Below are 22,013 nucleotides of genomic sequence, written 5' to 3'. Positions count from 1 at the left end.
CCTCAAGAGCGTGAAAACCGACCCAGTAGTGGGCCGACTGTTCGGTATCGCAATTCGGGGACACCCAACCGCACTCCCAACACTTCGCCACCCAGATCGCGCCGTCACTCATGCGACGATCCCTCCGTCGCATGGCACGCCGCCGCTACCTCGCGCCAACCCGCCGACAGCACCGCACCCGCACCGCAGGAAGAATCCCGGCCATCCGCCGGTGGCCGGCCTGTACCCGCCGGTCCCTCGCTACGCTCGGTCCTAACTCCCGCCCACCGCTCCCGGCGCGGCAGAGCCGCGCCATGCCCACCTCCACGTTCCTGCTCGCTTCGCTCGCGGGCTTTCGCAGGCAGTTGTTCGGTCGAGTGTAGCGGCCGATCTCCCTCGCCGAAACCGCCAGACGGCAGACACCCGCGCAAGGCGAGAAAACGAACCCGAACACCGAATGGAAGCCTAACCGAAGGTAAATACGCCGAACGTAGCCGGTAGAAGGGCAGACGCGGACGTTCCTCTACCCTCGATATACCGGCGTTAGAAGGATGGACTCGCCGGGATTTGAACCCGGGGCCTTCCCCGTGCCAGGGGGATGATCTACCACTGATCTACGAGCCCGCACGCAAATACCGGTAGCCGGGACTGTTGCATAAACCCATCGAAGCGTCGAGGCTCCGTCAGCGACTACCACGCCGGTGTGTCATCCGTCTGAGTATGGCAGTATCATATATTGTAATAGTGGGCCAACGGATATAACCGGGAATCGCGTTTCCCACGCCAGACACGGCCCGGTTCGGAGCGTCGTTCGGGGGACGACGGCGACGCCCGCGACCGCCGTCAGGGACACACGATGTCAGCATCCGGAGATAGTGACGGGTTCGCGACACACGGCGCGGGCTCACGAGGAATCGGCAGCGGCGAGCAGCGCGGCAGGCGCGGACAGACGACGCTGGATTTCGCGATCGGGATGAGCATCTTCCTGCTGGCGCTGACGTTCGCGCTGGCGTTCGTGCCGGGGATGCTGGACCCGTTCTCGGACGGCGGCCAGTCGGAGACGCCGGCGACCAACCGCGTCGCCGACGACCTCACCCAGCGGTCGCTGGGCAACGCGACCGCGCCGTACGTGCTCGACGGCGAGTGTACCCGGGCGTTCTTCGACGAGGGGTACTCGCGGTGCGGGTTCGACGGCGACCCCATCCAGCAGCGGGTCGGCGTCCTCGACCGGACGCCGGTGAACGTGACGATCAGCGGCGACGCGGGGTCGAGCGAGGACGCGATCCTCTGCTGGGACGACAGCGCCTCGGCGCTCGTCGAGTGCTCGGGCGCGGGCGGCGAGACCGTTCTCGCCGACGGGTCGAATCCCGCGGGCAGCGGCGGGAAGACGGTCAGCGCGCAGCGGGTCGCACTGCTCGACGGGCGCGATGTCACGGTGCGGGTGGTGATGTGGTGACCGTTCGTCGACCACCGGACGGTCGGCGACCGGGCGGGTCGCCGTGCGACCGGGGGCGGAGCGACCGGGGGCAGGCTCACACGCTGGAAGGCGTGGTCGCGGCCCTGATCGTGCTGTCGGCGGTCGTGTTCGCGCTGGAGATGACGGCGGTGACGCCGCTGTCGGCGAGCACGTCGAGCCAGCACATCGAAAACCAGCAGGAGGGGACGGCCAGGGGCGTACTCGCCTCGGCGGCCGAGACCGGCGCGCTCGAACGGGCGGTGCTCTCGTGGAACGCGACGAGCGAGCAGTTCTACCACACGCCGGACGTGGGCCGCTTCACGACCGGGGCGCCGCCGAACCGCTTCGGCGAGATGCTCGAACGCTCGTTCGACCGGCAAGGTATCGCCTACAACGTCTACCTGCGCTATCAGGGCGCGGACGGGCGGCTCCGGACCCAGGAGTACGTCGACCAGGGCGTGCCAAGCGACCACGCGGTCCGGGCGACGTGGTCGCTGTCGCTGATGACGGACGACGCGATCCGCGACGGGAACGGCGACCCGACGGGGACGACGGTCAGCGACGAGTCGACGTACTTCGTGCCGCGCCAGTCGAGCGCCGGCGTCTACAGCGTGATCAACGTGGAGGTGGTCGTGTGGCGGATCTGAGGCCGGGCGCCGACCGCCGGGGCGGCCGCGGTCAGATAATCCTGATCGGGGCGTTCGCGCTGGCCGTCGTGTTCGTCGCGCTGGCGCTGGTGACGAACGCCGCCATCTACACGGAGAACCTGGCGACGCGCAGCGAGTCCGCCGAGACGGCGAACGCCCACGCGTTCCACCGGGCGACGGCGACGATGGCGTCCGACTCGTTCCGCTACGCCCACGACGCACACAGCGGCGACCACGAGGCCCTCAATCGGAGTGTCCGGGACTCCGTCGAGGTCTATTACGACGCTACCCGGCGCCAGCAGGCGGCCCACGGGCAGATCACGAACGTCAGCGTCACGCGGACGAACCCGGGCGTCAACGTCACGAACACGGACGGGACGTTCGGATCCGACGGCGGCCTCGACGACTGGACCGTCGCCACCGGGGTGCGGGGATTTCACACGTTCCGCCTCGACGTTGAGGGGTGGTCCGGCCCCGACAGCGAGGAGCTCCGGGTCGTCGCCGACGACGCCGAGACCTGGTACGTGAACGTGTCGCACGACGGGTCGTCGTACACGGTCGGTGTCAACGATTCGGGGACGTACTCGGAGTGCGAGCCGTCGATAGCCGGCGACTTCACGGTCGATTTCGCGGCCGGCACGGTCGCGGGAGACGACTGCGCCGCGCTCGACCTGAAGGGGGCGTCCGGCCCGTACGACCTCCGGTTCGAGAACGGGTCGGTCGCGAGCGGCGACTACACGATGGTCGTCGACGGAGCCGCCGGCTCCGAGGTGACCGACGCCCAGGGGACCGAGATACTCTACTCGATGGAGGTCGACCTCGTTTACTGGTCGCCGGACCTCCGCTATCGGTCGACCATCCGGGTCGGGCCGGGTGAGAGACGTGGGTAGTCCTCCGCCGCGGCCCCGCCAGCGCCCGGGGAGTGGTGACGGCGACGGTCCGCACGACAGCGGCCCGGACGACGGCGGCCTCCTGCGTGCGAACCGCGGCCAGTCGACGGCGCTCGAGTACACGCTCGCGCTGGCGGTCGCGTCGCTGGTCATCACCGGACTGTTGGTGACGGCGGGGGACTTCGTGACCCAGCAGCGGACCGAGGTCGTCAGGACGGAACTCGGCGTCGTCGGCCAGCAACTCGCCGGCGACGTCGTCGCAGCGGACAGGCTCGCACGGGCCGGCGCGAGCACGGAGACCGTCGCGGTCAACGCGTCGCTCCCGCGGACCGTCGCCGGCGCGGGCTACACCGTCGAAGTCGCCGACACCGGCTCGGGGCAGTGGCTGAACCTCTCGACGGCAGACCCGTCGGTCAGCGTGTCGGTCCGGTTCGAGACCGAGACCGCGGTGGCGACCGGGTCGGTCTCCGGCGGCGACATCAGCGTGGTCTACGACGAGGGCGACCCCGGCGACCCCGACGGGCCGGACGACCCCCACCTGGAGGTGCGCGGATGAACGGCCCCGTCGTGGGCGAGCGCGGCGTGAGCGACATCGTCGGGTTCGTGATGGTCTTCGGGATGATCGCCAGCGTCGTCGCGATCGTCTCGGTGGCCGGGCTCGCCGGGCTCGAATCCGCCCGCGACGCCCAGCAGACCGACAACGCCGTGCGCGCGATGGAGGTCCTGTCGGACAACATGGGGGACATCGCCGAGCGGGGGGCGCCCAGCCGCGCCACCGAGATCAGCCTCGAGGACGCCTCGCTCTCGCTCGGCGCGGAGACGGTCGTCACCGTCCGCGACCCGAACGAGAGCGCGAGCGACCCGTCGTTCCTCGAGAACCGGACACACAAGATCCGTCCGATCGTCTACGACGACGGCGACACGGAACTCGTCTACGCGATGGGCGCCATCTTCCGCGACGACCCGCAGGGCGGCACCGTCGTCCAGTCGTGGTCGCCGGTGTTCGACGACCGGCGGACCATGATCCCGGTCGTCACGACCGTCTCGGCGACCGACACCGGCCAGCAGATCCAGAGTTCGACGGTCCTCGTGCGCGCGCGGGCGAACGACCGCCTCGTCCCCGTGGCGGACGACGAGGGCACCTACGACGACGTCTGGATCAACGTCACCTCCCCCCGGAGCGACCTCTGGCTGGAGATGCTCGGCCGGGACTCGGCGCTGACCTGTTCCCGGTCGGGGGCCGACACGGTCTCGTGCCACCTCGACGAGCCGCCCGAGCGGCTCTACGTCACCGAAGTCCGGATCGCGGTCGAACTGAAGCCCTGACGCGGCCGGGCGGCGCTCTTCCGCCGCGGTCGCCCGCTGGGCGCCCTCGCGTCACTTCCCGGTGACGTTGACGGGGTTCTCGGTCACGTGGAGGTAGGTGACCGGCGTGACATCGCCGGTCAGTTCGAGGTCGGTGTTCGCGACGCTGGGGTCGTAGTCGAAGTCGTTGGGGTTGCCGTTGACCGTGACGCGCTCGCAGACGGCGCCGCCGACGATGTTCGGCTCGACCGCCCCGCCGCCGTTCATGTTGCAGTCCGACCCGGGCGCGTACAGCAGGCCGACGAACCTGAAGTTCCCGTTGCCGTTGACCGCGCCGTTCGAGTGCATGACCACCGAGAGGTCGCTCGCCTGCCCGCCGTCGTTGAGGAAGTCGTTCGATCCCATATCGAACGACTTGCCGACGAGGACCGTCGTGTTGTGGCTGCTGGTGATCGTCACACCGTCGGGGCTGAAGTTCTCGTCGACGACGACCGTGACGTCGTCGCCGGGGTTGTCGACGTCGAGCGTCCCGGAGAAGTACGAGTCCGTGAAGTAGGTTCCACCGCTCGTTATCTCGTTGTCCGCGGGCATCTCCTCGCAGGCGGCGTCGTCGCTCTCGCACTCGTCGATGCGGTTCTCGATCCGCTCGTCGACGAGCGGGTAGTTGATGCCGGTCGCCGACCGCGGCGGCGGGTCGTCGTTGCCGTTCATCCGGATCCCGCCGGGCTGGGTCGCCGCGAGGACCTGGTCGTAGCCCTCGTGGAACGGGACGACCAGTTTCGCGCGGGCGGTCCCCCTGGCGTGGTCGTAGCTGACGTTCCCCTCGGTCCGCTGGGCGAAGAAGCGACCCCACGCCTCGTAGTACTCGCTGTGGACGGTGACGTTCACGTGGCCCGACTCCAGCGGGTTGGTAAAGTGGGGGTCGGCGGTCGCGTTGGGGTAGCGGACCCGGGTCGGCTCGGCCTTGGTGACCGTCGCGCCCGACCCGAGGGTCGGCGTGCCGCTCACGGTGATGATCGGCAGCGTCAGGGTGGCCTCCCGGAAGTGAAACTCCGGCGGCGAGAGCATGGTCGCCCCGGCCTCGGTCCCCTTCCAGACCCCGCCGCCCTGATACGCGATCGTCCGGTCACCGTTCTCGTAGCGGACGGCACCGAGGGTCACGTTGGTGAGCGTCGTCCGCTCGTCGGCGGTCTGGTTGTAGATAGTGACGTTCATCCAGCCCGCCGAGTCGTCGACCCCGTAGGCGGCGCCGGGGACGGCCGACAGATCGACGCCCTGGCGGCTCGTCCCGCCGAGCGCGACCATCGCGCTCCGGGAGTCGAACTGCGTCAGGGTCTTCTCCGCGCGACCCGTGTCCAGTTGCTGGCGCGTGTCGTCCAGCGCCGTCGCCCCGACCGTGACGACGACCGCGGTCCCCCCGAGGACGACGGCGAACAGCAACACGATCCCCAGTACGCTGCTCACTCCTCGACCGTCGTGACTCGTCGGCATCTGCCCACCGTTCCACTCCGTCCTCAATAAGCGCGCGGACCTCGGTATCAAAAATGAAAATTCAATATTACCAAAGTTGACATTTTCTCGTACGTTCGGGCCCGGCGGCCGTTTCGGGTTGGGGGCGCGAGCGTCGAGGACCCTGCGGCGGGCCGGTCCGTGACGGTCGCGACGGCCGGCGCGGTCGATAGTAACCGTTTAGTGTCGCAAGCGGGACTCTCCGGTGGGAACGCACGACCGCAAATCTGACTCGCCTCGCGCTTTCGGGGCTCGGGATTGCGGCCGTGTTCGCGCCGATCGCCGCTTCTTCGCGGAGCGCGCGGCGCACACACGCACCGTGCGGGCCGGGACCGGGGTCGACGCCCGGTCGCCGCCCGCCGACCAGCGGTCAGTCGCGTTCCAATCTAACAATGGCACGAATGCACACCCGCCGTCGCGGCTCGTCCAGTTCGGACAAGCCGGCGGCAGACGAACCCCCGGAGTGGAGTGACGTAGACGAATCGGCGATCGAGGAGCGCGTCGTCGAGCTGGCCGACCAGGGCCACAGCCCGAGCCAGATCGGCCTCAAGTTGCGCGACGAGGGCGTCAACGGGACCCCCGTCCCGGACGTCTCGCTGGCGACCGGCAAGAAGATCACCGAGATCTTAGAGGAGAACGACGCCGACCCCGAGCTGCCCGAGGACCTGCGCAACCTCTTCGAGCGGGCCGTCCGCCTGCACGAGCACATGGACGAGAACCCGACCGACCACCAGAACAAGCGCGCGCTCCAGAACACGGAGGCGAAGATCCGCCGCCTCGTCGACTACTACCGCGGCGACGAACTCGACGAGGACTTCGCCTACAGCTACGACGAAGTCGCCGAACTCCTCGAATAGATGTCAGCCACCGCCCGCTCCGAGGACGCCCCCGCCGCCGGCGAGATCGCCGACCGGCTCCGCGAGGCCGGCTTCGTCCGCCTCGTCGGCGCCGCGACCGGTGACGCGCTGGCCGCCAGCGGCGTCCTCGCGCGGGCGCTGGCCGACCGCGACCGACCGTTCCAGGTCTCGGTCGCCGGCCTCCCCGCCGACGCCGAGCGGTCGACCGACGCGGACCTGACCGTCGCCGTCGGGCGGAGCGACCCCGTCGCCGACTGCTCGATCGCCGCCGGTGCGGAGCCCGCCAGCGAGACGGCCTTCGCGGTCGCGCGCGAACTCGACGCCGACCCCGATCTGGCGCTCGCGCTCGCCGGCTGCGTCGCCGACGGCCGCGCGCTCGGCGGGTCGGTCGCCGAGGCCGCCGAGACCGCGGGCATCGAACGCCGACCCGGCGTGGCCGTCCCGACGACCGATCTGGTCGACGGGCTCGCCCACTCGACGCTCGTCCACGCGCCGTTCTCGGGCGACCCCGAGGCGGTCGCCGCGGCGCTCGACGGAGCGGGGCTCGACGCCGAGGAATCGGCCGACGGCTCCGGTCCCGTCGTCGACGCGACGGCCCTCGACGAGACGGCCAATCGCCGCGTGGCCTCGCTGGTCGCGCTGCGGACCGTCGGCGACGACTCGATCCCGCCGCGCGGCGGTCACGCCGTCGAGCGGGCGCTGCGCCCGTTCGTCGGCGGCCCGTTCGAGACGGTCGGCGGCTACGCCGACGTGCTCGACGCCGTCGCCCCGTTCGAGACGGTCGGCGGCTACGCCGACGTGCTCGACGCCGTCGCCCGGGAGCGGCCCGGGACCGGCGTCGCGCTCGCGCTCGGGCACGACGTGAACGAGGCCGCGCTCGACGCGTGGCGCTCGCATGCCCGACGCGCCCACGGCGCGGTCGCCGACGCGACGACCGGCCGATACGACGGGCTGTTCGTCGCACGCGCGGAGACGGACGCCGCGCCGGTCGCCACGCTGGCGCGGCTCGTCCACGCCTACCGCTCGCCCGAGCCGGTGACCCTCGCGGTCACCGACGGCGCGGCGGCCGCGGTCGCCGACGACCGGGATCTCGAAACGGTCCTGTCGACGGCCGCCGAGGGCGTCGACGGGACCGCGGCGGCGACCGGGACGACCGGCCGCGCCCGCTTCGACGTGGAGACGGGCGCGTTCATCACCGCGTTCAGGGAGGCGCTATGAGACGGGCGACGATCACGACGACCCACGGCGACGACGCCGCGGAACGCGTCGCGGCCGCGCTCGCCCCCGACAACACCGCGGAGATGGAGACGCGGACCGATGGCGAGGCGGTCGTGACGACGGTCGCCCGCGAGGGGACGACCGGCCTGCGGTCGACGGTCGACGACTACGTCGTCAACTGCCGGGTCGCGGACCGACTCGGCAGGGACGGCGACTCGGGAGACGCAGCGGACGACGCTGCGCGGACAGCGGACGGCACAGAGCCGACGAACGACACACCGGACACAGACACCAACACATGAGCGAACGATCAGTTTCACGGCAGAAGCAAGAGAAGCGGTGGTACACCCTGATAGCGCCCGAGCAGTTCGACCGGGAGGAGCTGGGTGAGACCGTCGCGGACGAACCGGACAAGGTGCTCGGCCGCACCATCGAGACCACGCTGGGCGACCTGCGCAACGAGGCCAGCGAGAACAACACCAAGCTAACCTTCAAGGTCAACGAGGTCGCGTCGGACTCGGCGTACACCGAGTTCATCAAACACGAGCTGACGCGGGACTACCTGCGCTCGCTCGTCCGCCGCGGCTCCTCGAAGATCGAGGCCTACATCACCGTCCTCACCGAGGACGACTACCGCGTCCAGATCCAGCCCGTCGCGCTCACCACCAAGAGCGCCGACGAGAGCCAGGAGAAGGCCATCCGCCGCCAGATGATCGACCTCGTCGAGGAGAACGCCCGCGAGCGCACCTACGCGGAACTCGTCGACAGCATCGTCGAGGGCCGCCTCTCCTCGGCCATCTACAACGAGGCCAAGACGATCTACCCGCTGCGCCGCGTGGAGATCCAGAAGTTGACCCTCGAGGCCCGCCCCGAGGAAGTCGCCGCCGAAGAGGAGACCTCCGTCGACGTCGACGAAGAGGAAGTCGCCGTCGACGAATCCGCCGACTGAGGCGTTTCGCGCCCGACGCTCGCTTTCTTTCGCCGACCGAGCCCGTCAGCTACGCGTCGGTCGCCGCGTCCGTCCCGGCGGCGGTGGCGTCCTCGCTGACGACGACGTTCCCGACCATGCCGCTGGCCTCGTGGGGGATGCAGAAGTAGGCGTGCGTGCCGACCGTCTCGAAGGTGTGCTCGTAGGTCTCGCCCTCGTAGATCCCGCCCTCGTTGCCGCCGAGCCAGCCGTCCTCGGCGCTGGCCTGGGAGTCGAAGTCGCCGGTCGCCCAGAACTCGGCCTCGTCGGGGATGCTGTCCTCGTAGGCGGTGACTGTGTGGGCGTGCGAGCTGGTGTTCTTCCAGCGGACGGTCGTCCCCGGCGGCACCTCGACCGACGCCGGGTCGAACTTCCGCGTGGTCATCCCCACGTCGTAGTTCCCGGTGTCGCCGCTGGTCTGCCCGCAGCCGGCCAGCCCGACCGCGACGGCGACGCCGCCCAGACTCCCGAGGAACGCCCGTCTGTCCATATCTCGGTCTCGGAACTCCGGGCAAATAGAGGGCTCGATATCGAGCGAGGCGTCGCCCTGGCCCGGCGCGGAGAAACGTCTTTGAAGATGCGAATCTTACGGCCGGACATGCAGCCCAAGCCCGACTGGTCCCTCCGGGTTCGCATGCTCGCGGCGATGGCCGGGATGGCCGTCCTCTACGCCGCGTTCGTCGGCGTCGCCGCGTGGTGGGCGACAGACGCCTTCGGGAGCACCGGCCTGCTCCTCGTCGTCGGCGTCGCGGGCGTGCTCGTCGCCCTCCAGTACAAGTACGCGCCGGACGCCGCGCTCAGGGCGCTCGGCGCCGACCGAGTCTCGCGAGCCGAGTACCCCGACCTGCACGCGCGCGTGAACCGGCTCGCCAGCCAGGCCGGCGTCCCGAAGCCGGACGTGGCGGTCTCGCCCCAGACCCAGCCCAACGCCTTCGCGACCGCGAAGGGTCGCGACGACGCCGTCGTCGCGGTCACCGAGGGCCTGCTCGACACGCTGCAGGGCGACGAACTCGACGCGGTGCTGGCCCACGAGATCGCCCACGTCAAACACCGCGACGCGCTGATAATGTCGGTCGTAACCGCCCTCGTGACCGTCGCGGCGATGGTCGTGCGGAACTTCTGGTGGTTCGGCGACGGCGGCGGTGACGGCGCGGGCGGCGGCGACGGCGGGATGCCGTGGTTCCTCGCCTTCGTCGCCGTCTCGATGGTCGCCTGGATCGGCGGCTACCTCGTCTCGCGAGCGATCTCCCGACAGCGCGAGTACGCCGCCGACCGCGGCGCCGCCGTCATCACCGGCAAGCCCGCGGCGATGGCCGCCGCCATCGAGACGATCACCGCGGAGATGGCCGCGACGCCCGAGCGGGACCTGCGCGACCACGCCGAGCTGAACGCCCTCTTTATCGTCCCGGCCGACGCGAAATCGCGGGTCGTGCGGATGATGGAGACCCACCCCGACCCCGACGAGCGCGTCGAACGCCTCTCCGAGTTGACCGGGGAGTTCGAGCGAGCGTAGGCGTCACCGGTCGCCGACGACCGCCGAGAGCGTCCCCGACTGGTCGACCACGAACACGGCCCCGTGCGCGACCGCGGGCGACCCGTCGACCCAGTCCGGGAGCTCCAGTTCCCAGCGGACAGTCCCGTCGCCGACGGCCATCGCGTAGAGGGTGCTGTCCCGACTCCCGACGTGGGCGATCCCGTCCGCGACCGCGGGCGACCCGTGGACGGCCCCGCCGGTCTCGGTCGTCCATCGCTCGCTCCCGTCGGACAGCGCGAGCCCGCGGACGAGCCCGTCGTCGCCGCCGGCGACGGCCAGCGGACCGGCCGACCCGGCCGAGTCGGTGACGGCTGGCGTCCCGCGGATCCGTTCCTGGCCGGTCCGCCAGCGCTCGCTCCCGTCGGCGGTCGACAGCGAGACGACCCCGCTGTCGGTTCCCGCGACGAGCACGTCCCGCCCGTCGGCCGACCCGACGGCGGGCGCGGTCGCCGCGTCGCCGACCGACCGCCGCCAGCGTTCGGTTCCGTCGTCGGCCGACAGCGCCGCGACCGTCCCGTCCGCGGACGCGACGTAGACCGTCCCGTCGGCGACGGCCGGAGCGCCGCGGACGGGGGCGCCGATGTCCGTCTCCCAGCGGGAGTCCCCGTCGAGCGCGAGCGCGACGACGGCCGACCCGCTCCCGCAGACGACGCCCTCCGGGCCGTACCCGACGTCGCTGACCGGGCCGTCGACCGTCGTTCGCCACCGCGGCTCCGGTGCGGGCGCGTCGACGTGGGGCGTCGGCGAGGCATCGGGGTCCGGCGTCGCGGTCTCGGTCAGTCGACCCCGCGGTTCGTCCGCGAAATCGAGGAGCGGCGTGCGTGCGAGTTCGCCGCCGCTGTCCCCGGTGACGACGGTCTCGCCGACGACCGCCGGGGTGGCCGGCGCCGGACCGGCCGTGCCGACGCTCCAGAGGTGGCTGACGCCGTCGCTCACGCGGTAGCCCCGCACGGCGGTCCGACGGTTCCCGCAGTAGGCCGTCGTCGGTCCGACCGCCGGCGAGGGGAGGCGGTCGGGGCGTTCGAACGTCCGCCAGGACCGTCGACCGTCGCTCGCGGCCAGCCGTTCGACGGCGCCGGCGTCGGTCGCGGTCGCGACGCGTCCGTCACGGACGGTGACTCGCGACTGCGGGTGCCCGCGCGTCGCCGTCCGCCAGACCTCGTCGCCGTCGGCGTCGAGGGCGACGACGGATCCGGTCCGCTCAGCCGACGAGGTTCCCGACTCGTCGCTCCCGACGTAGATCCGGTCGCCGGCGACCGCCGGGGAGGTCGGCCCGGCGACCCCGACGGTGGTCTCGACGCCGTCCTCGGTCAGCGCGAAGAGTCCGTCGGAGAGGGTCCCGACCCACACGCGCCCGGCGAACTCGACGGGGATCGTGCTGATCCAGGGCTCGTCGGGCAGGCGGACCCGCCAGCGCTCGCTCCCGTCGTCGATGTCGTGGGCGGTCACGAGCCCGTCGATGTCGGCGCTGTAGACGACGCCGTCTCCGAGGCCGAGCCCGATGTTGACGGTGCCGTCGGCGGCGACGTTCCATCGCTCGGTGCCGTCCGCGAGCGACAGCGCGAGCACACGGCTCTCGTCGTCGACCGACCGCTGCCCGGTGAGAAACACCCGGTCGCCGGCGACCGCCGGGCGATGGGCCTCCGGTGGGATGGGTTCCCACCACCGTTCGTCCCCGCTGGCGAGGTCGAACGCGTATGCGGTCCCGCGGGGATGCGCGACGAGGACGACCCCGTCCGCGATCCGGAACGGCGTCGCGTCGTTGGCGTGGGAGGCGACCAGCCACTCCTCCGTCTCCCGAGTCCAGCGTTCGCTCCCGTCGGCGTCGTAGGCGACCACGGTTCCTTCGGTCGTCCCGACGACGACGGCCCCGTCGGACGCGACGACGGGTGCGGCCCGGATGCCGTCGTCGCGTTCGCGACGCCACCGCAGCGCCCCGTCGGCGTCGTAGGCGAAGATGGTCCCGTCGGTCCGCGTCGCGACCGGCCCGTCCGGCCCGCTCTCGGCGATCATCTCCGTTTCGAGAGCGACGTAGCTCCGCCAGCGGACCGACGGCTCCCCGCGCGGTCCGGCCGCGTCGACGGTCCCCGTGTTCCCCGCGTCGGCGCCGACGGTCGGCCAGGGACCGTTCAGTTCGGGCACGGACGCGTCCGCCGATTCGGCGGTGGGCGTCGGCGGCGACGGGTCGGTCTCGGTCGGGGTCGCGGCGTCGGCGGTAGCGGTCGCGGTCCCCGACTCCGTGGGCGCGTCCGACTCCGCGGTGTCGCCGAACACGCCGGAACAGCCGGACAGGGCGGCTGCGGCGCCGCCGGACAGCGCTGCCAGCAGGCGGCGCCGGTCGGTCGTTCGGCGCTCGGACCGCTCGGCGGGGGGCTCTTCGGAGGGCATCGCGTTCGGCTGGTCGGCACGAGGATAAAGGCCTTCTGTCGGGCTGGCTCGGTCGTCGGCCGCCGGCACGGGTCGACCGACACGCTCCCGTCGGTCGGGGAACCGCGAAGGGAAACGCCTTTGGCCCGAACAGTCGCATTTCGGGGTATGAGCAACGGGGACGACGAAGCGGCCGACGAGGAGGCCGCGAACGAGGAAGCCGACGCGGGCGAGGCCGAAGAGACGGCGCTGTCGGCCGACACGCTCGACCAGCGCCTCGACGACGCCGAGGAGGCCCTCGAAGCCGCCGAGACCGAGGCCGACCTCGACGAGGTCGAGGAGGACCTTAACGAGATCGAGTCCGACCTCGACGCGGCGGACCTGCCCGAGCCCGACGAAGACGACGAGGACGCCGAGGACCCGGCGGCGGAACTCGAAGACCGCATCGCCGACCTGCGCGACCAGCTGGCGGACCAGCGCGGTCCCTACGCCGACGACGTGGTCGCCGTCCTCGAGGAGGCCCAGTCGACGATCACCGACACCCGCTGGACCGAGGACGGTCGGCCCGACGTGGTCGCGGCCGTCGACTCGTACCTGAAGACCGTCGAGTCGGAGATCGACACCGCCATCTCGGCCGAGAGCGGGGACAGCGAGGACCTGGCCGACGCCGTCGACCAGGTCGCGCAGGTGATCGAGGGCAGCGCCCTCGACCCCGACGAGGACGAGGAGACCATCGCGGCGCTGCTGGAGGCCGCCGAGACCCTGCAGGACGACCTGGAGGCCGCCGAGGAGTGGGACGACCTGACCGTTCGCCAGCAGCTCGACGCCGAGGGGTTCTACGACGTGCTCGAATCGGAGAACCGCAAGGACTTCCCCGCCGAGTGGAACGCGGTGAAGGTCTACGAGGAACTCGGCGAGGTCGAACCCATCGTGAAGGCGCTGGAGACGTTCGATTCGGACTTCATGGAGGAGAACGTCCTCGACACGCTCTGGCGGATGGGCCCCGAGGAGGCCTACGACGCCGTCCACCAGCGCGCCCAGAAGCGCAACAAGCGGCCCGTCCAGATCCTCGGGAAGATCGCCGACGACGACGCCACCGAGACGCTCCACGACTTCATCGACGGCGACGGCGACGCCGCCCTCCAGAAGGTCACCCTGCGCGCGCTCGGCGAGATCGGCAGCGAGGAGTCGGTCCAGCCGGTCGCCCAGCGGCTCGACGCCGACAACTACGAGATCCGGAGCGCGGCCGCGCGTTCGCTCGGCCTGCTCGGCGACACCCGCGCCATCGAACCGCTCGCGGACGTGCTCGACGACGACGAGGCCAACGAAGTGCGAGCTAGCGCCGCCTGGGCGCTCAACCAGATCGGCACCGAGCGCGCGCTCGACGTGCTCGAAGGCTACACCGACGACCGCGCGTATCTGGTGCAGTCCGAAGCCGAGAAGGCCGTCTGAATCTCGGATTTCGTTTTCGCTCTGTTTTCGGTCCTCACCCGTTCCGAACCCTCCAGCCGGTTAGTCCGGACCTTTATATCGGAGAGGGCGACCACCCACTCGCGTGTCCAGGGTAGCGCGGCTCGCGGTTGTCTGTCTGCTGGTCGCGGGAGCCGTCGGTCCGGCGGTCGGTGCCGTCGACGACCCCGCTGACTCGTTGGGCGTGACGGACGCGCTCCAGCCGTCCCGACCCGGAATCGGGGCCGTCTATCCGAACCCGGTCGCCGACGGCGACCGCGGCGAGTTCGTCGTCCTCGACGCGCCGAACGGGACCGACCTCGGCGACTACCGCCTCTCCGACGGCGACGGCGCGCTCGTCCTGCCGAACCGCACGGTCGGCGGTCGCGTCGCGGTCACGACGGCGCCGGGGGCGGTCCGGAACCTCACTCGCGTCCCAGTCGTCGCCGCCAACGGGAGCGTCGCGCTCGCCAACGGCGGGGAACGGCTCCGTCTCCGCCGTGGAAACACCACGGTCGCCCGCGCCCGCTACCGCGAGGCCCCGGAGGGGAAGATCGGTCGCTTCGACGACCGCGGTGCGGTCACGTGGCGACCGCTCGGCCGCACGGATCGACCGATAGTCGCGGCGACCGGCGGCGAAGCGCGTGCGTTCACGCTCCCCGACGCGCCGAGCGTCCCGCTGGACGTGCTGCGCGGCGCCGACCGTCGGATCCTGCTGGCGGGCTACACGTTCACCTCCGACCGGGTCGCACGGGCGCTCGAACGCGCGGAACGCCGCGGCGCCGACGTGCGCGTCCTGCTCGACGGTGAGCCCGTCGACGGGATCACTCGACGGCAAGCGCGACTGCTCGACTCGCTCGTCGACGCGGGTGTCACCGTGAAGCTACTCGGCGGTCCGCACGGGCGATACGCCTTCCATCACCCGAAGTACGCCGTCGCGGACGACCGCGCGGTCGTACTGACCGAGAACTGGAAGCCCTCGGGAACCGGCGGCCACGCCAGCCGCGGGTGGGGCGCCGTCGTCTCCCAACCGAGAATCGTCGACGGACTCGCCGAAACCTTCCGCGCCGACGCCGAGTGGCGCGGCGCACGCCCGTGGTCGCAGGTCCGGCTCGGGCGCTCGTTCGAGCGGGCGGGCGTCGCGAACGGCTCCTACCCAAGTCGTCGGTCGCCCGAGACGGTCGCCGTGAACCGAACCCGCCTGCTCGTCGCGCCGGACAACGCGGGCCGGGCGGTCACCGCCGCGCTCGACGGCGCCGACGACTCCATCGACGTGCTCCAGATGAGTATCGACGGGCCCGATCAGCGCTTCCTCCGCGCCACCGTCCGGGCCGCCCGCCGCGGCGTCGACGTGCGCGTCCTGCTGAGCGGCGCGTGGTACGTCGAGGAAGAGAACCGACGGCTCGTCGAACACCTCCGCGAGGTGGCCGAACGGGAGGGCCTGTCCCTCGAAGCGAAGCTCGCCGAGCCTGAGGGCGACTTCGAGAAGATCCACGCCAAGGGCGTCGTGATCGACGGCGACCGGGTGCTCGTGGGCAGTCTCAACTGGAACGGCGAGTCCATCGAGCAAAATCGCGAGGTCGTGCTCTCGCTGGAGGGAGAAGCCGTCGGCGAGTACTATCGAGGTGCGTTCGAGGCCGACTGGGGCGGCGGGGCGGGCCGGTCGCTCCCGGTCGGGATCGTCGCGGGGGTCGCCGGCTGTCTGGTGCTGGCGATACTCGTCGCTCGGCGGATCGACTTCGGCGAGAACGTCGGGGTGGGCGGATGAAGAGGGCCGGCTCCGCGGTCAGTCCTCGGCGAAGGCGGCGGAGCTGCCGAGTTCCTCGTCGATCTCGGCGTCGGCCATCTTCTCGACGAGGGCGTCGATGACGGTCTCGCGCATGCCGCGGACGAACTTGATCGAACCGACGACGAGGTGGCCGCCGCCGCTGACGCCGCCGCCGTCCACCTCGTCTTTCAGCTCCTCGACCATGTTCGGGATGTCGAGGCGGACGCCGTCCGAGCGGAGGACGGCGAAGTCGGGGCCGTAGCCGATGGTGATGACGGGATCGCCGGTCTCGGCGACCTTGGAGTCGTGGACCTTGCCCGTGGTCTTTCCGGGGGCGGGGTAGGTGAACCGGTGAGCGTGGTTCTCCACGTCGAGCCGGTAGAGGTGGGCGTCGTTGTCGAGGCGCTCGTGGTCGACGTGGGGCATCGCGGCGTCGAGCTGCCGTTCCACGTCGCGCTCGGCCCGGGTCGCGAGGAACGAGACGAGCTCGCGGTGGCGCTCCTCGTCGTCGCAGTCGACGTTGAGCGCGTCGGTGACGAGCTGGCCGCCGTCGTCGTACTTCAGCCAGAAGGTGGCGTAGTCGAGCGCCTCGCCCACGTCGCGGAGCTCGGCCTCGTCGTACCCCTCCTCGCGGGCGAGCGCGAGGTAGTCGTCCATCGCCGCCGCCTCCGACCGATCCGAGAGGCCGGCGACGGCGGGGACGTGCCGGAGTTCCTCGGTGATGCCGGGGTCGATCATCCGCGCGAGTTCGACGCACATCATCCCCGTCGTGATGCGGTAGTCCTCGTCGTGGAGGTAGGGGTTGACGTGCTCGTCGAGCAGTTCCTCGACGGCGTCGGGGTCGGGATGGTGGTGGTCGACGACGACGATGGGCACGTCGTAGTGGGCGAGGTTGCGGTAGGCGGGAGTGTCCTCCTCGGTCGACCCGTTGTCGAGCATCAACAGGAGCGGGAGGCGCTGACCGTGGCGCTTGCGGTCCTCGAGCGCGAAGTTCAGGTCGCGGGTCACGTCCTCCATCTCGTAGTAGGGCGCCTTGCTCGGCAGGCGCTTGAGGAGGTGCTGGGCGGCGTCGGGGTCCTCGTAGGTGTCCTCGATGAACCGCTCCATGGCGACCTGCATCGGGACGCTCGCGCAGATGCCGTCGCCGTCGGCGTGGTGGCGCATCCGGATGGGTCGCCCCTCCAGAATTTCACGGCGAAGCCGCTCGGCGACGGCTCGCAGGTCGTCGCGCAGTTTCTCGAAGGCGTCCCACTCGACGAGCGGCTCGGGGTCGTGGGGCTCGGCCAGTTCGTCGAGGTCGTCGGCCTGCTCGGTGCGGACGCTCTCGGCGTCGTCGCCGTCGAGCACGGTGAGGTCGTCGATCTCGACCTGGACGGCGCCCTCGCGGGTCTCGACGTAGCCGTCGACGCGGACCACGTCGTCGAGTTCGACGTCCTCGTAGGCGCGGACGCCCGCCTCCTCGAAGGCCGTACAGGGGGCGATCCCGGTCGCGTCGCGGACCTGGAAGACGGTCGGGCCGCCGGTCTGTTTGATCTGGACGACTACGCCCTCCAGCGTGACCGACTCGCCGACGACATCGCCCAGGTCGGCGACGGCGTGGCTGTCGCGGGCTATCTCCTCGACCTCGTAGTCGGGCAGGTCGACCTCGTCGAAGGCCAGGTCGCCGTTCTCCCGCACTTCCTCGAGTTCGACGACGAGTTCGTCGCCGACCTCGTAGGTGCCCAGAAGGTTCGAGGCGTGGACGAGGCCGGACACGTCGTTCGAGAGGTCGACGAACACGCCGTACTCGACGACGCCGTTGACTTCGGCGAGGTACAGGTCGCCCTCGGAAACGTACTCGAAGTCGCAGTTCGAACCGAGGTCGTAGACGGTCGTCCCACCGTCGGGGACGGCGACGCCGGAATCTCCGGCGTCAGATACAGGAGCCATTTGTACTCGATACCGCCCCGCCGGCAGTTTAACCTTCGGAAACACATCGGTGCCCTCTTTTCTCCTCGGGGGTACCTGCAGGTGCGCTTCGCGCGTCGAGGACACCCCCGGTCGAAAACAGGAGTGAAAGAGCGGGACCTGCAGTATAGAACGTCACGAAACAGGTCACGAGGAGGTTGATTTCAGGTTCACTGGGAACGAATCATCTGCTCAGTAGAGCGTGCGTACCGTTCAGCCTAAAATCAGTTACCGGAACGCTCGCGTTTCACCGATCACCCTCTCATCATCGTTGTGACGCCAGAGTACCTTCACAACGTCAGGAAACGCTATCGGAACTTGAACCGATTTCCCGGCGATACCATCGTCCTGATCAGATTCGTCATCATATTCGTGCCACCCAACCGTCTCAATCTGATCTTCTCGGTAATCAACAGCTACATTTGTGATATACACTTCGTTTGCAGGGAGATTATCCCCACCAGTATGCTCAATCGTTAGTATATCTGGATTATCATCATAGCCGTCATGCTCGAATGAAAAACAAGCGATTTCTGCATTACAGGCATCACGATTTGAGCATCCAGCACATCCCAAACCCGCAAGACAGATTCCAAGACGGAGAACTGATCGTCGCTGAACCCCCATGCATGGTAATCAACCATCAGATTTATTTAAATATTGTTGCTGAACAATCATCATTGACCTCTCTTGCAGCACCGGTTGCTACGTAGTTCTCCTGTACTGAGCATCCGGCGCCGCAGGCGCCGGCTCTTCCGCTGGAGCGGTGCGAAGCCCCGCGGAAGCGGCCTTCTTCGTGAGTAGCGAGGGACCGGCGGTCCCTCGGACCGTTCGCGCGGCCGCGCCGCGCGAAGACGAAGTGAACGAAGGCTCGTCAGAGCTTGCTCTGACGGTGTTTTCACCCATGTTTTTGACGGAGGGGTGGGCGCGGTTTGCCCACCCCTCCGCGAAAAAGATGGTTTGGAAAGCCTTGTTACGCGGGCTACCCCAGACTCGGGTATGGGAATCTTCCGCTCGGGCGAGGTGGTCGGCATCGCCGAGGCCGCCCTGGAGTTCGCGCTGGAGGCCTCGGAGGACGCCCACCCCGACGAGTACATGGGATTTTTGCGCGGCGAGGATGCCCGGAAGTTCGATCTGGACTACGAGGGCACCGTCCTCACCGACATTCTCGTGATCCCGGGGACGGAGTCGAATCCGGTTAGCGCGACCGTCGACTCCAGCATGATCCCCAACAGCTCGCGGGCGGCGGGGTCGATCCACTCTCACCCCAACGGCGTGCTCCGCCCGAGCGACGCCGACCTCCAGACGTTCGGCAAGGGGAAGGTCCACATCATCGTCGGCGCGCCCTACAACAAGACGGACTGGCAGGCGTTCGACCGCGAAGGGAACCCGGTGGACCTGCCGGTGCTCGACATCGAGATGCCCGAAGACGAGTTCTTCGACTTCTCCCAGGAGGACATCGACGCCGAACTCGCCGAGGAGAGCGGATACGGGTCCGATCCGACGGACTTCCGCTCGGAACCCGACGAGGAGTGGGGCGAGCGATGACCGGCGACCGGTCGGGTGCGACTCCCGGTTCGGACGCCGTCGTCGTCGCGCAGGGCACCTTCGACATCCTCCACCCCGGCCACCTCCACTACCTCCGGGACGCGAAGGCGATGGGCGACCGGCTGGTCGTCATCGTCGCCCGCTCGACGAACGTGACCCACAAGGAATCGCCCGTCGTCCCCGGCCCCCAGCGCCGGGAGATGGTCGCCGGTCTCGACCCAGTCGACGAGGCGCGACTGGGACACCCCGAGGACATCTTCGCGCCCATCGAGGAACTCGACCCGGCCGTGATCGCCCTGGGCTACGACCAGCACCACGACGCCGAGGCCATTCGCGCGGCGCTGGCCGACCGCGGCATCGACTGCGAGGTCCGCCGTGCCACCGCCCACCAGCCCGACTACGAGGGGCTGCTCTCCTCCGGCCAGATCGTCGACCGGATACTCGACGAACGCGGGTAGTCGTCGTATCGCCGCCGTCGACCGGCGCGTCGGCGCCGAGTGTCGCCGGGTCGTGTAATTTCATAAACTTTAATCCACAGCGGTGTGCCTCGGGAGGGTATGCAACGGGTCACGGTGGAAGACGTGCCGTCGCGGTCGTATCGGGGGTTGGAAGCGTTCATGTTCGTTCCGGTGGTACTGGGCGGGTTGTTCGCACTGGGGGCCAGCCTGCTGTTCGTGTTCGGGTTCAGCGGCGGGTCGACGGCGGGGGCGGCCGGCACAGGGGGAGCGACGGGTGCCGGGGGCGGGGTCGCCGCGCTGATCGGTGGCGTCGCCACGATGTGGCTACTCGCGCTACTGTTCGGGCTCGCGTCGGCGATCACGGTCCCGCTGTTCCTCTACTTCGACGCCAGGAAGGTCGCATCGCAGGACCTCGAGTGGGAACCCAGCCAGGGGCTGTACGCGCTCGGCGGGTTCTTCCTCAGCGGGCTCGTCGTCTGGCACTACCTCTACAAGCGCCACCAGTACGTCGTCGACTGGGTCGGCTCCGAGGCCTGGTGGTACCTCGCGCTCATCGGCGTCGGGATCGGCGTTCTCGGCGTCGCCGGGAGCGTCATCGGTCCCGGGCTCATGTTCGTCGGGTTCGCGGGCGTTCCGCTGTTCGCCATCGGACTCTACAAGGACGCCACCTACGTCCGTCTCAACAGCGACTGGCGTCCCAACCCCGTCAACCACTTCCTCGGCGCCCTGTTCACCGGGATCACGGTGGTCTTCGCGATCCCGTACTTCGGCTACTACGTCTACAAGCGACACACCAACGTGGGTCTCGTTTGACCGAGACCGCCGCCGAATTTCGGAACTTCGCCCGCGACTACGGCTCGGCCAGCGCCGGCCGTCCGTCGCGCCACGACCCTCGCGTCGAGACGGACCCGTCTCCGCGGGCGAAAATCGAAAAACAGCGTCGAATCGGGCGGACCGGCTCTACAGCAGGTCGTGTTCGGCGAGGCGTTCGACGCCCTCGCGGAGGCGGTCCTCGCTGTTGGCGTAGGCCAGGCGGACCCAGCCGGGCGTGCCGAACGCGCTGCCCGGGACGGTGGCGACGTGGGCGGTCTCGATGGCCTCCTCGGCCCAGGCCACGTCGTCGTCGGCGACGGGCAGCATGAGGTAGAACGCGCCGTCGGGCGTGGGCACGTCCTTGCCGTGCTCGGCGAACAGGTCGACGAGCATGTCCCGGCGGTCCTCGAAGGCCGAACGCATCTCCTCGACGGCCTCGTCGGTGTTCTCCAGCGCCTCGACGCCGGCGTGCTGGACGAAGTTGACGGCGCAGGTCACCGAGTGACCGTGGATCTTGCCGGCCTGGTCGACGACCGACTCGGGCGCGGCGTAGTAGCCCAGCCGCCAGCCCGTCATCGCGTAGGCCTTCGAGAAGCCGTTGAGCGTGATGGTGCGGTCTTCCATCCCCTCCAGCGTGCCGATGCTGGTGGCCTCGACGCCGTCGTAGGTGATCTCCTTGTAGATCTCGTCGGAGATCACGGTCACGTCGTGCTCGACGGCGATGTCGCGGACGCCCTCCAGCGCCTCGTCGGAGTAGACGGCGCCGTGGGGGTTGCCCGGCGAGTTGACGACGAGGATCTCCGTGTCGTCGGAGACGGCCTCGGCGAGGTCGTCGAGCGCGGGTTCGAGCTGGAAGTCGTACTGGGCGGTGTCGACGCGGTTGAGCGAGCCGTCCGAGAGCTTCACCATCGCCTCGTAGGAGACCCACGCGGGGTCGACCAGCGCGACCTCGTCGCCGTCGTCGATGAGCGTCTGGAAGACCTCGAACAGGCCCTGCTTGCCGCCCGGCGTGACGACGATATTTTCGGTGCCGTACTGGGAGAGGCCGTCGCCGTGGAGTTTGTCGACGATGGCGTCTTTGAGTGCGGGGATGCCGTTGGAGGGGGTGTAGCCGGTGTGGCCGGCGTCCATGGCCTCGGTGGCGGCCTCCTTGACGTTCTCGGGGGTGTCGAAGTCGACGATGTCGCCGACCGAGAGGTCGACGACATCGACGCCCTCGGCCTCCAGTTCGGAGGCCTTGTTGCTGATCGCGACGGTCGCGCTCGGTTCGATCCTGTCGACGCGTGCTGCGAAGTCCATGG

At 69.7% G+C, this 22,013-nt stretch carries 21 protein-coding genes and 1 tRNA gene; 15 read left to right on the top strand and 7 right to left on the bottom strand.

Translation table 11 applies throughout. The features are described 5' to 3' along the window. Nucleotides 1–531: 531 nt before the first annotated feature. A tRNA-Ala gene (locus HZS54_RS14685) sits at nt 532–603 on the bottom strand. Between the two features lie 232 nt (nt 604–835). Between HZS54_RS14685 and HZS54_RS14680 the strand changes: the two genes are divergently transcribed. From HZS54_RS14680 to HZS54_RS14660, 5 genes are all read left to right on the top strand, one after another. Next, nucleotides 836–1,435, top strand: a complete 600-nt coding sequence (locus HZS54_RS14680) for a DUF7287 family protein (RefSeq protein WP_246391657.1) — start codon at nt 836–838, stop codon at nt 1,433–1,435. Between the two features lie 83 nt (nt 1,436–1,518). Then, nucleotides 1,519–2,082: a DUF7288 family protein gene (locus HZS54_RS14675; protein WP_179923029.1), complete on the top strand. Its 564-nt coding sequence runs from the start codon at nt 1,519–1,521 to the stop codon at nt 2,080–2,082. After that, the gene (locus HZS54_RS14670; protein ID WP_179917859.1) at nt 2,070–2,972 is read left to right on the top strand and encodes a DUF7261 family protein; all 903 of its coding nucleotides are present in this window, start codon (nt 2,070–2,072) and stop codon (nt 2,970–2,972) included. Before HZS54_RS14675 ends, HZS54_RS14670 begins: the two co-directional genes overlap by 13 nt. Further along, nucleotides 2,965–3,528, top strand: a complete 564-nt coding sequence (locus tag HZS54_RS14665; RefSeq protein ID WP_179917858.1) for a DUF7266 family protein — start codon at nt 2,965–2,967, stop codon at nt 3,526–3,528. The genes HZS54_RS14670 and HZS54_RS14665 overlap by 8 nt, the downstream gene beginning before the upstream one ends. Further along, nucleotides 3,525–4,298: a DUF7289 family protein gene (locus HZS54_RS14660; RefSeq protein WP_179917857.1), complete on the top strand. Its 774-nt coding sequence runs from the start codon at nt 3,525–3,527 to the stop codon at nt 4,296–4,298. Before HZS54_RS14665 ends, HZS54_RS14660 begins: the two co-directional genes overlap by 4 nt. Before the next feature lie 51 nt (nt 4,299–4,349). Here the strand turns inward: HZS54_RS14660 and HZS54_RS14655 are convergent, their stop codons facing one another. Continuing rightward, nucleotides 4,350–5,741 carry a DUF7289 family protein gene (locus HZS54_RS14655; protein ID WP_179917856.1) on the bottom strand — a complete coding sequence of 464 codons (1,392 nt, stop codon included), beginning with the start codon at nt 5,739–5,741 and terminating at the stop codon, nt 4,350–4,352. A 437-nt stretch (nt 5,742–6,178) separates the two neighbouring features. Between HZS54_RS14655 and HZS54_RS14650 the strand changes: the two genes are divergently transcribed. From HZS54_RS14650 to HZS54_RS14635, 4 genes are read left to right on the top strand one after another with little or no spacing between them, the layout of a single operon-like run. Beyond that, nucleotides 6,179–6,643, top strand: coding sequence for a 30S ribosomal protein S15 (locus tag HZS54_RS14650; protein ID WP_179917855.1), 465 nt, complete (start codon nt 6,179–6,181; stop codon nt 6,641–6,643). After that, nucleotides 6,644–7,861, top strand: coding sequence for a serine/threonine-protein kinase (locus tag HZS54_RS14645; protein ID WP_179917854.1), 1,218 nt, complete (start codon nt 6,644–6,646; stop codon nt 7,859–7,861). Then, entirely contained in the window at nt 7,858–8,163 is a 306-nt protein-coding gene (locus tag HZS54_RS14640) for a KEOPS complex subunit Pcc1 (protein ID WP_179917853.1), read from the top strand. The genes HZS54_RS14645 and HZS54_RS14640 overlap by 4 nt, the downstream gene beginning before the upstream one ends. Continuing rightward, nucleotides 8,160–8,810 (top strand): 30S ribosomal protein S3ae, encoded by a 651-nt coding sequence (locus HZS54_RS14635; RefSeq protein ID WP_179917852.1) that lies wholly within the window; start codon nt 8,160–8,162, stop codon nt 8,808–8,810. Before HZS54_RS14640 ends, HZS54_RS14635 begins: the two co-directional genes overlap by 4 nt. A gap of 49 nt (nt 8,811–8,859) precedes the next feature. Here HZS54_RS14635 and HZS54_RS14630 read toward each other — a convergent pair whose 3' ends face one another. Then, a complete protein-coding gene (locus HZS54_RS14630; protein WP_179917851.1) occupies nt 8,860–9,318 on the bottom strand; it encodes a plastocyanin/azurin family copper-binding protein in 459 nt (152 codons plus the stop codon). A gap of 108 nt (nt 9,319–9,426) precedes the next feature. On the opposite strand from HZS54_RS14630, the gene HZS54_RS14625 reads away from it, so the two are divergent. Then, the gene (locus HZS54_RS14625; protein WP_179917850.1) at nt 9,427–10,341 is read left to right on the top strand and encodes a M48 family metalloprotease; all 915 of its coding nucleotides are present in this window, start codon (nt 9,427–9,429) and stop codon (nt 10,339–10,341) included. Nucleotides 10,342–10,344: 3 nt separating this feature from the next. Here the strand turns inward: HZS54_RS14625 and HZS54_RS14620 are convergent, their stop codons facing one another. Beyond that, nucleotides 10,345–12,750: an outer membrane protein assembly factor BamB family protein gene (locus HZS54_RS14620; protein WP_179917849.1), complete on the bottom strand. Its 2,406-nt coding sequence runs from the start codon at nt 12,748–12,750 to the stop codon at nt 10,345–10,347. A 147-nt stretch (nt 12,751–12,897) separates the two neighbouring features. Between HZS54_RS14620 and HZS54_RS14615 the strand changes: the two genes are divergently transcribed. Both HZS54_RS14615 and HZS54_RS14610 read left to right on the top strand, forming a co-directional pair. Beyond that, nucleotides 12,898–14,181 carry a HEAT repeat domain-containing protein gene (locus HZS54_RS14615; RefSeq protein WP_179917848.1) on the top strand — a complete coding sequence of 428 codons (1,284 nt, stop codon included), beginning with the start codon at nt 12,898–12,900 and terminating at the stop codon, nt 14,179–14,181. Between the two features lie 103 nt (nt 14,182–14,284). Beyond that, nucleotides 14,285–15,946: a phospholipase D-like domain-containing protein gene (locus HZS54_RS14610; RefSeq protein ID WP_179917847.1), complete on the top strand. Its 1,662-nt coding sequence runs from the start codon at nt 14,285–14,287 to the stop codon at nt 15,944–15,946. 18 nt (nt 15,947–15,964) lie between these two features. Here HZS54_RS14610 and han read toward each other — a convergent pair whose 3' ends face one another. Next, entirely contained in the window at nt 15,965–17,875 is a 1,911-nt protein-coding gene (han, locus tag HZS54_RS14605) for a Hef-associated nuclease (RefSeq protein ID WP_179917846.1), read from the bottom strand. Between the two features lie 246 nt (nt 17,876–18,121). Further along, nucleotides 18,122–18,520 carry a hypothetical protein gene (locus HZS54_RS14600; protein WP_179917845.1) on the bottom strand — a complete coding sequence of 133 codons (399 nt, stop codon included), beginning with the start codon at nt 18,518–18,520 and terminating at the stop codon, nt 18,122–18,124. Between the two features lie 372 nt (nt 18,521–18,892). Here HZS54_RS14600 and HZS54_RS14595 point away from each other — a divergent pair, with 372 nt between their 5' ends. From HZS54_RS14595 to HZS54_RS14585, 3 genes are all read left to right on the top strand, one after another. Continuing rightward, nucleotides 18,893–19,441: a JAB/MPN domain protein-containing protein gene (locus tag HZS54_RS14595; protein WP_179917844.1), complete on the top strand. Its 549-nt coding sequence runs from the start codon at nt 18,893–18,895 to the stop codon at nt 19,439–19,441. Beyond that, the gene (locus HZS54_RS14590) at nt 19,438–19,899 is read left to right on the top strand and encodes an FAD synthase family protein (RefSeq protein WP_179917843.1); all 462 of its coding nucleotides are present in this window, start codon (nt 19,438–19,440) and stop codon (nt 19,897–19,899) included. Before HZS54_RS14595 ends, HZS54_RS14590 begins: the two co-directional genes overlap by 4 nt. A gap of 99 nt (nt 19,900–19,998) precedes the next feature. Continuing rightward, the gene (locus tag HZS54_RS14585) at nt 19,999–20,712 is read left to right on the top strand and encodes a hypothetical protein (protein WP_179917842.1); all 714 of its coding nucleotides are present in this window, start codon (nt 19,999–20,001) and stop codon (nt 20,710–20,712) included. 147 nt (nt 20,713–20,859) lie between these two features. On the opposite strand, the gene HZS54_RS14580 is transcribed toward HZS54_RS14585, so the two are convergent. Then, the gene (locus HZS54_RS14580; RefSeq protein WP_179917841.1) at nt 20,860–22,011 is read right to left on the bottom strand and encodes a pyridoxal phosphate-dependent aminotransferase; all 1,152 of its coding nucleotides are present in this window, start codon (nt 22,009–22,011) and stop codon (nt 20,860–20,862) included. Between the last annotated feature and the right edge of the window lie 2 nt (nt 22,012–22,013).

This window comes from Halosimplex pelagicum (assembly GCF_013415905.1).
In the GTDB taxonomy this organism is placed as follows: domain Archaea; phylum Halobacteriota; class Halobacteria; order Halobacteriales; family Haloarculaceae; genus Halosimplex; species Halosimplex pelagicum.
Note: the sequence above shows the minus strand (reverse complement) of the source record. Positions and strands in the feature narration are given on the sequence as shown.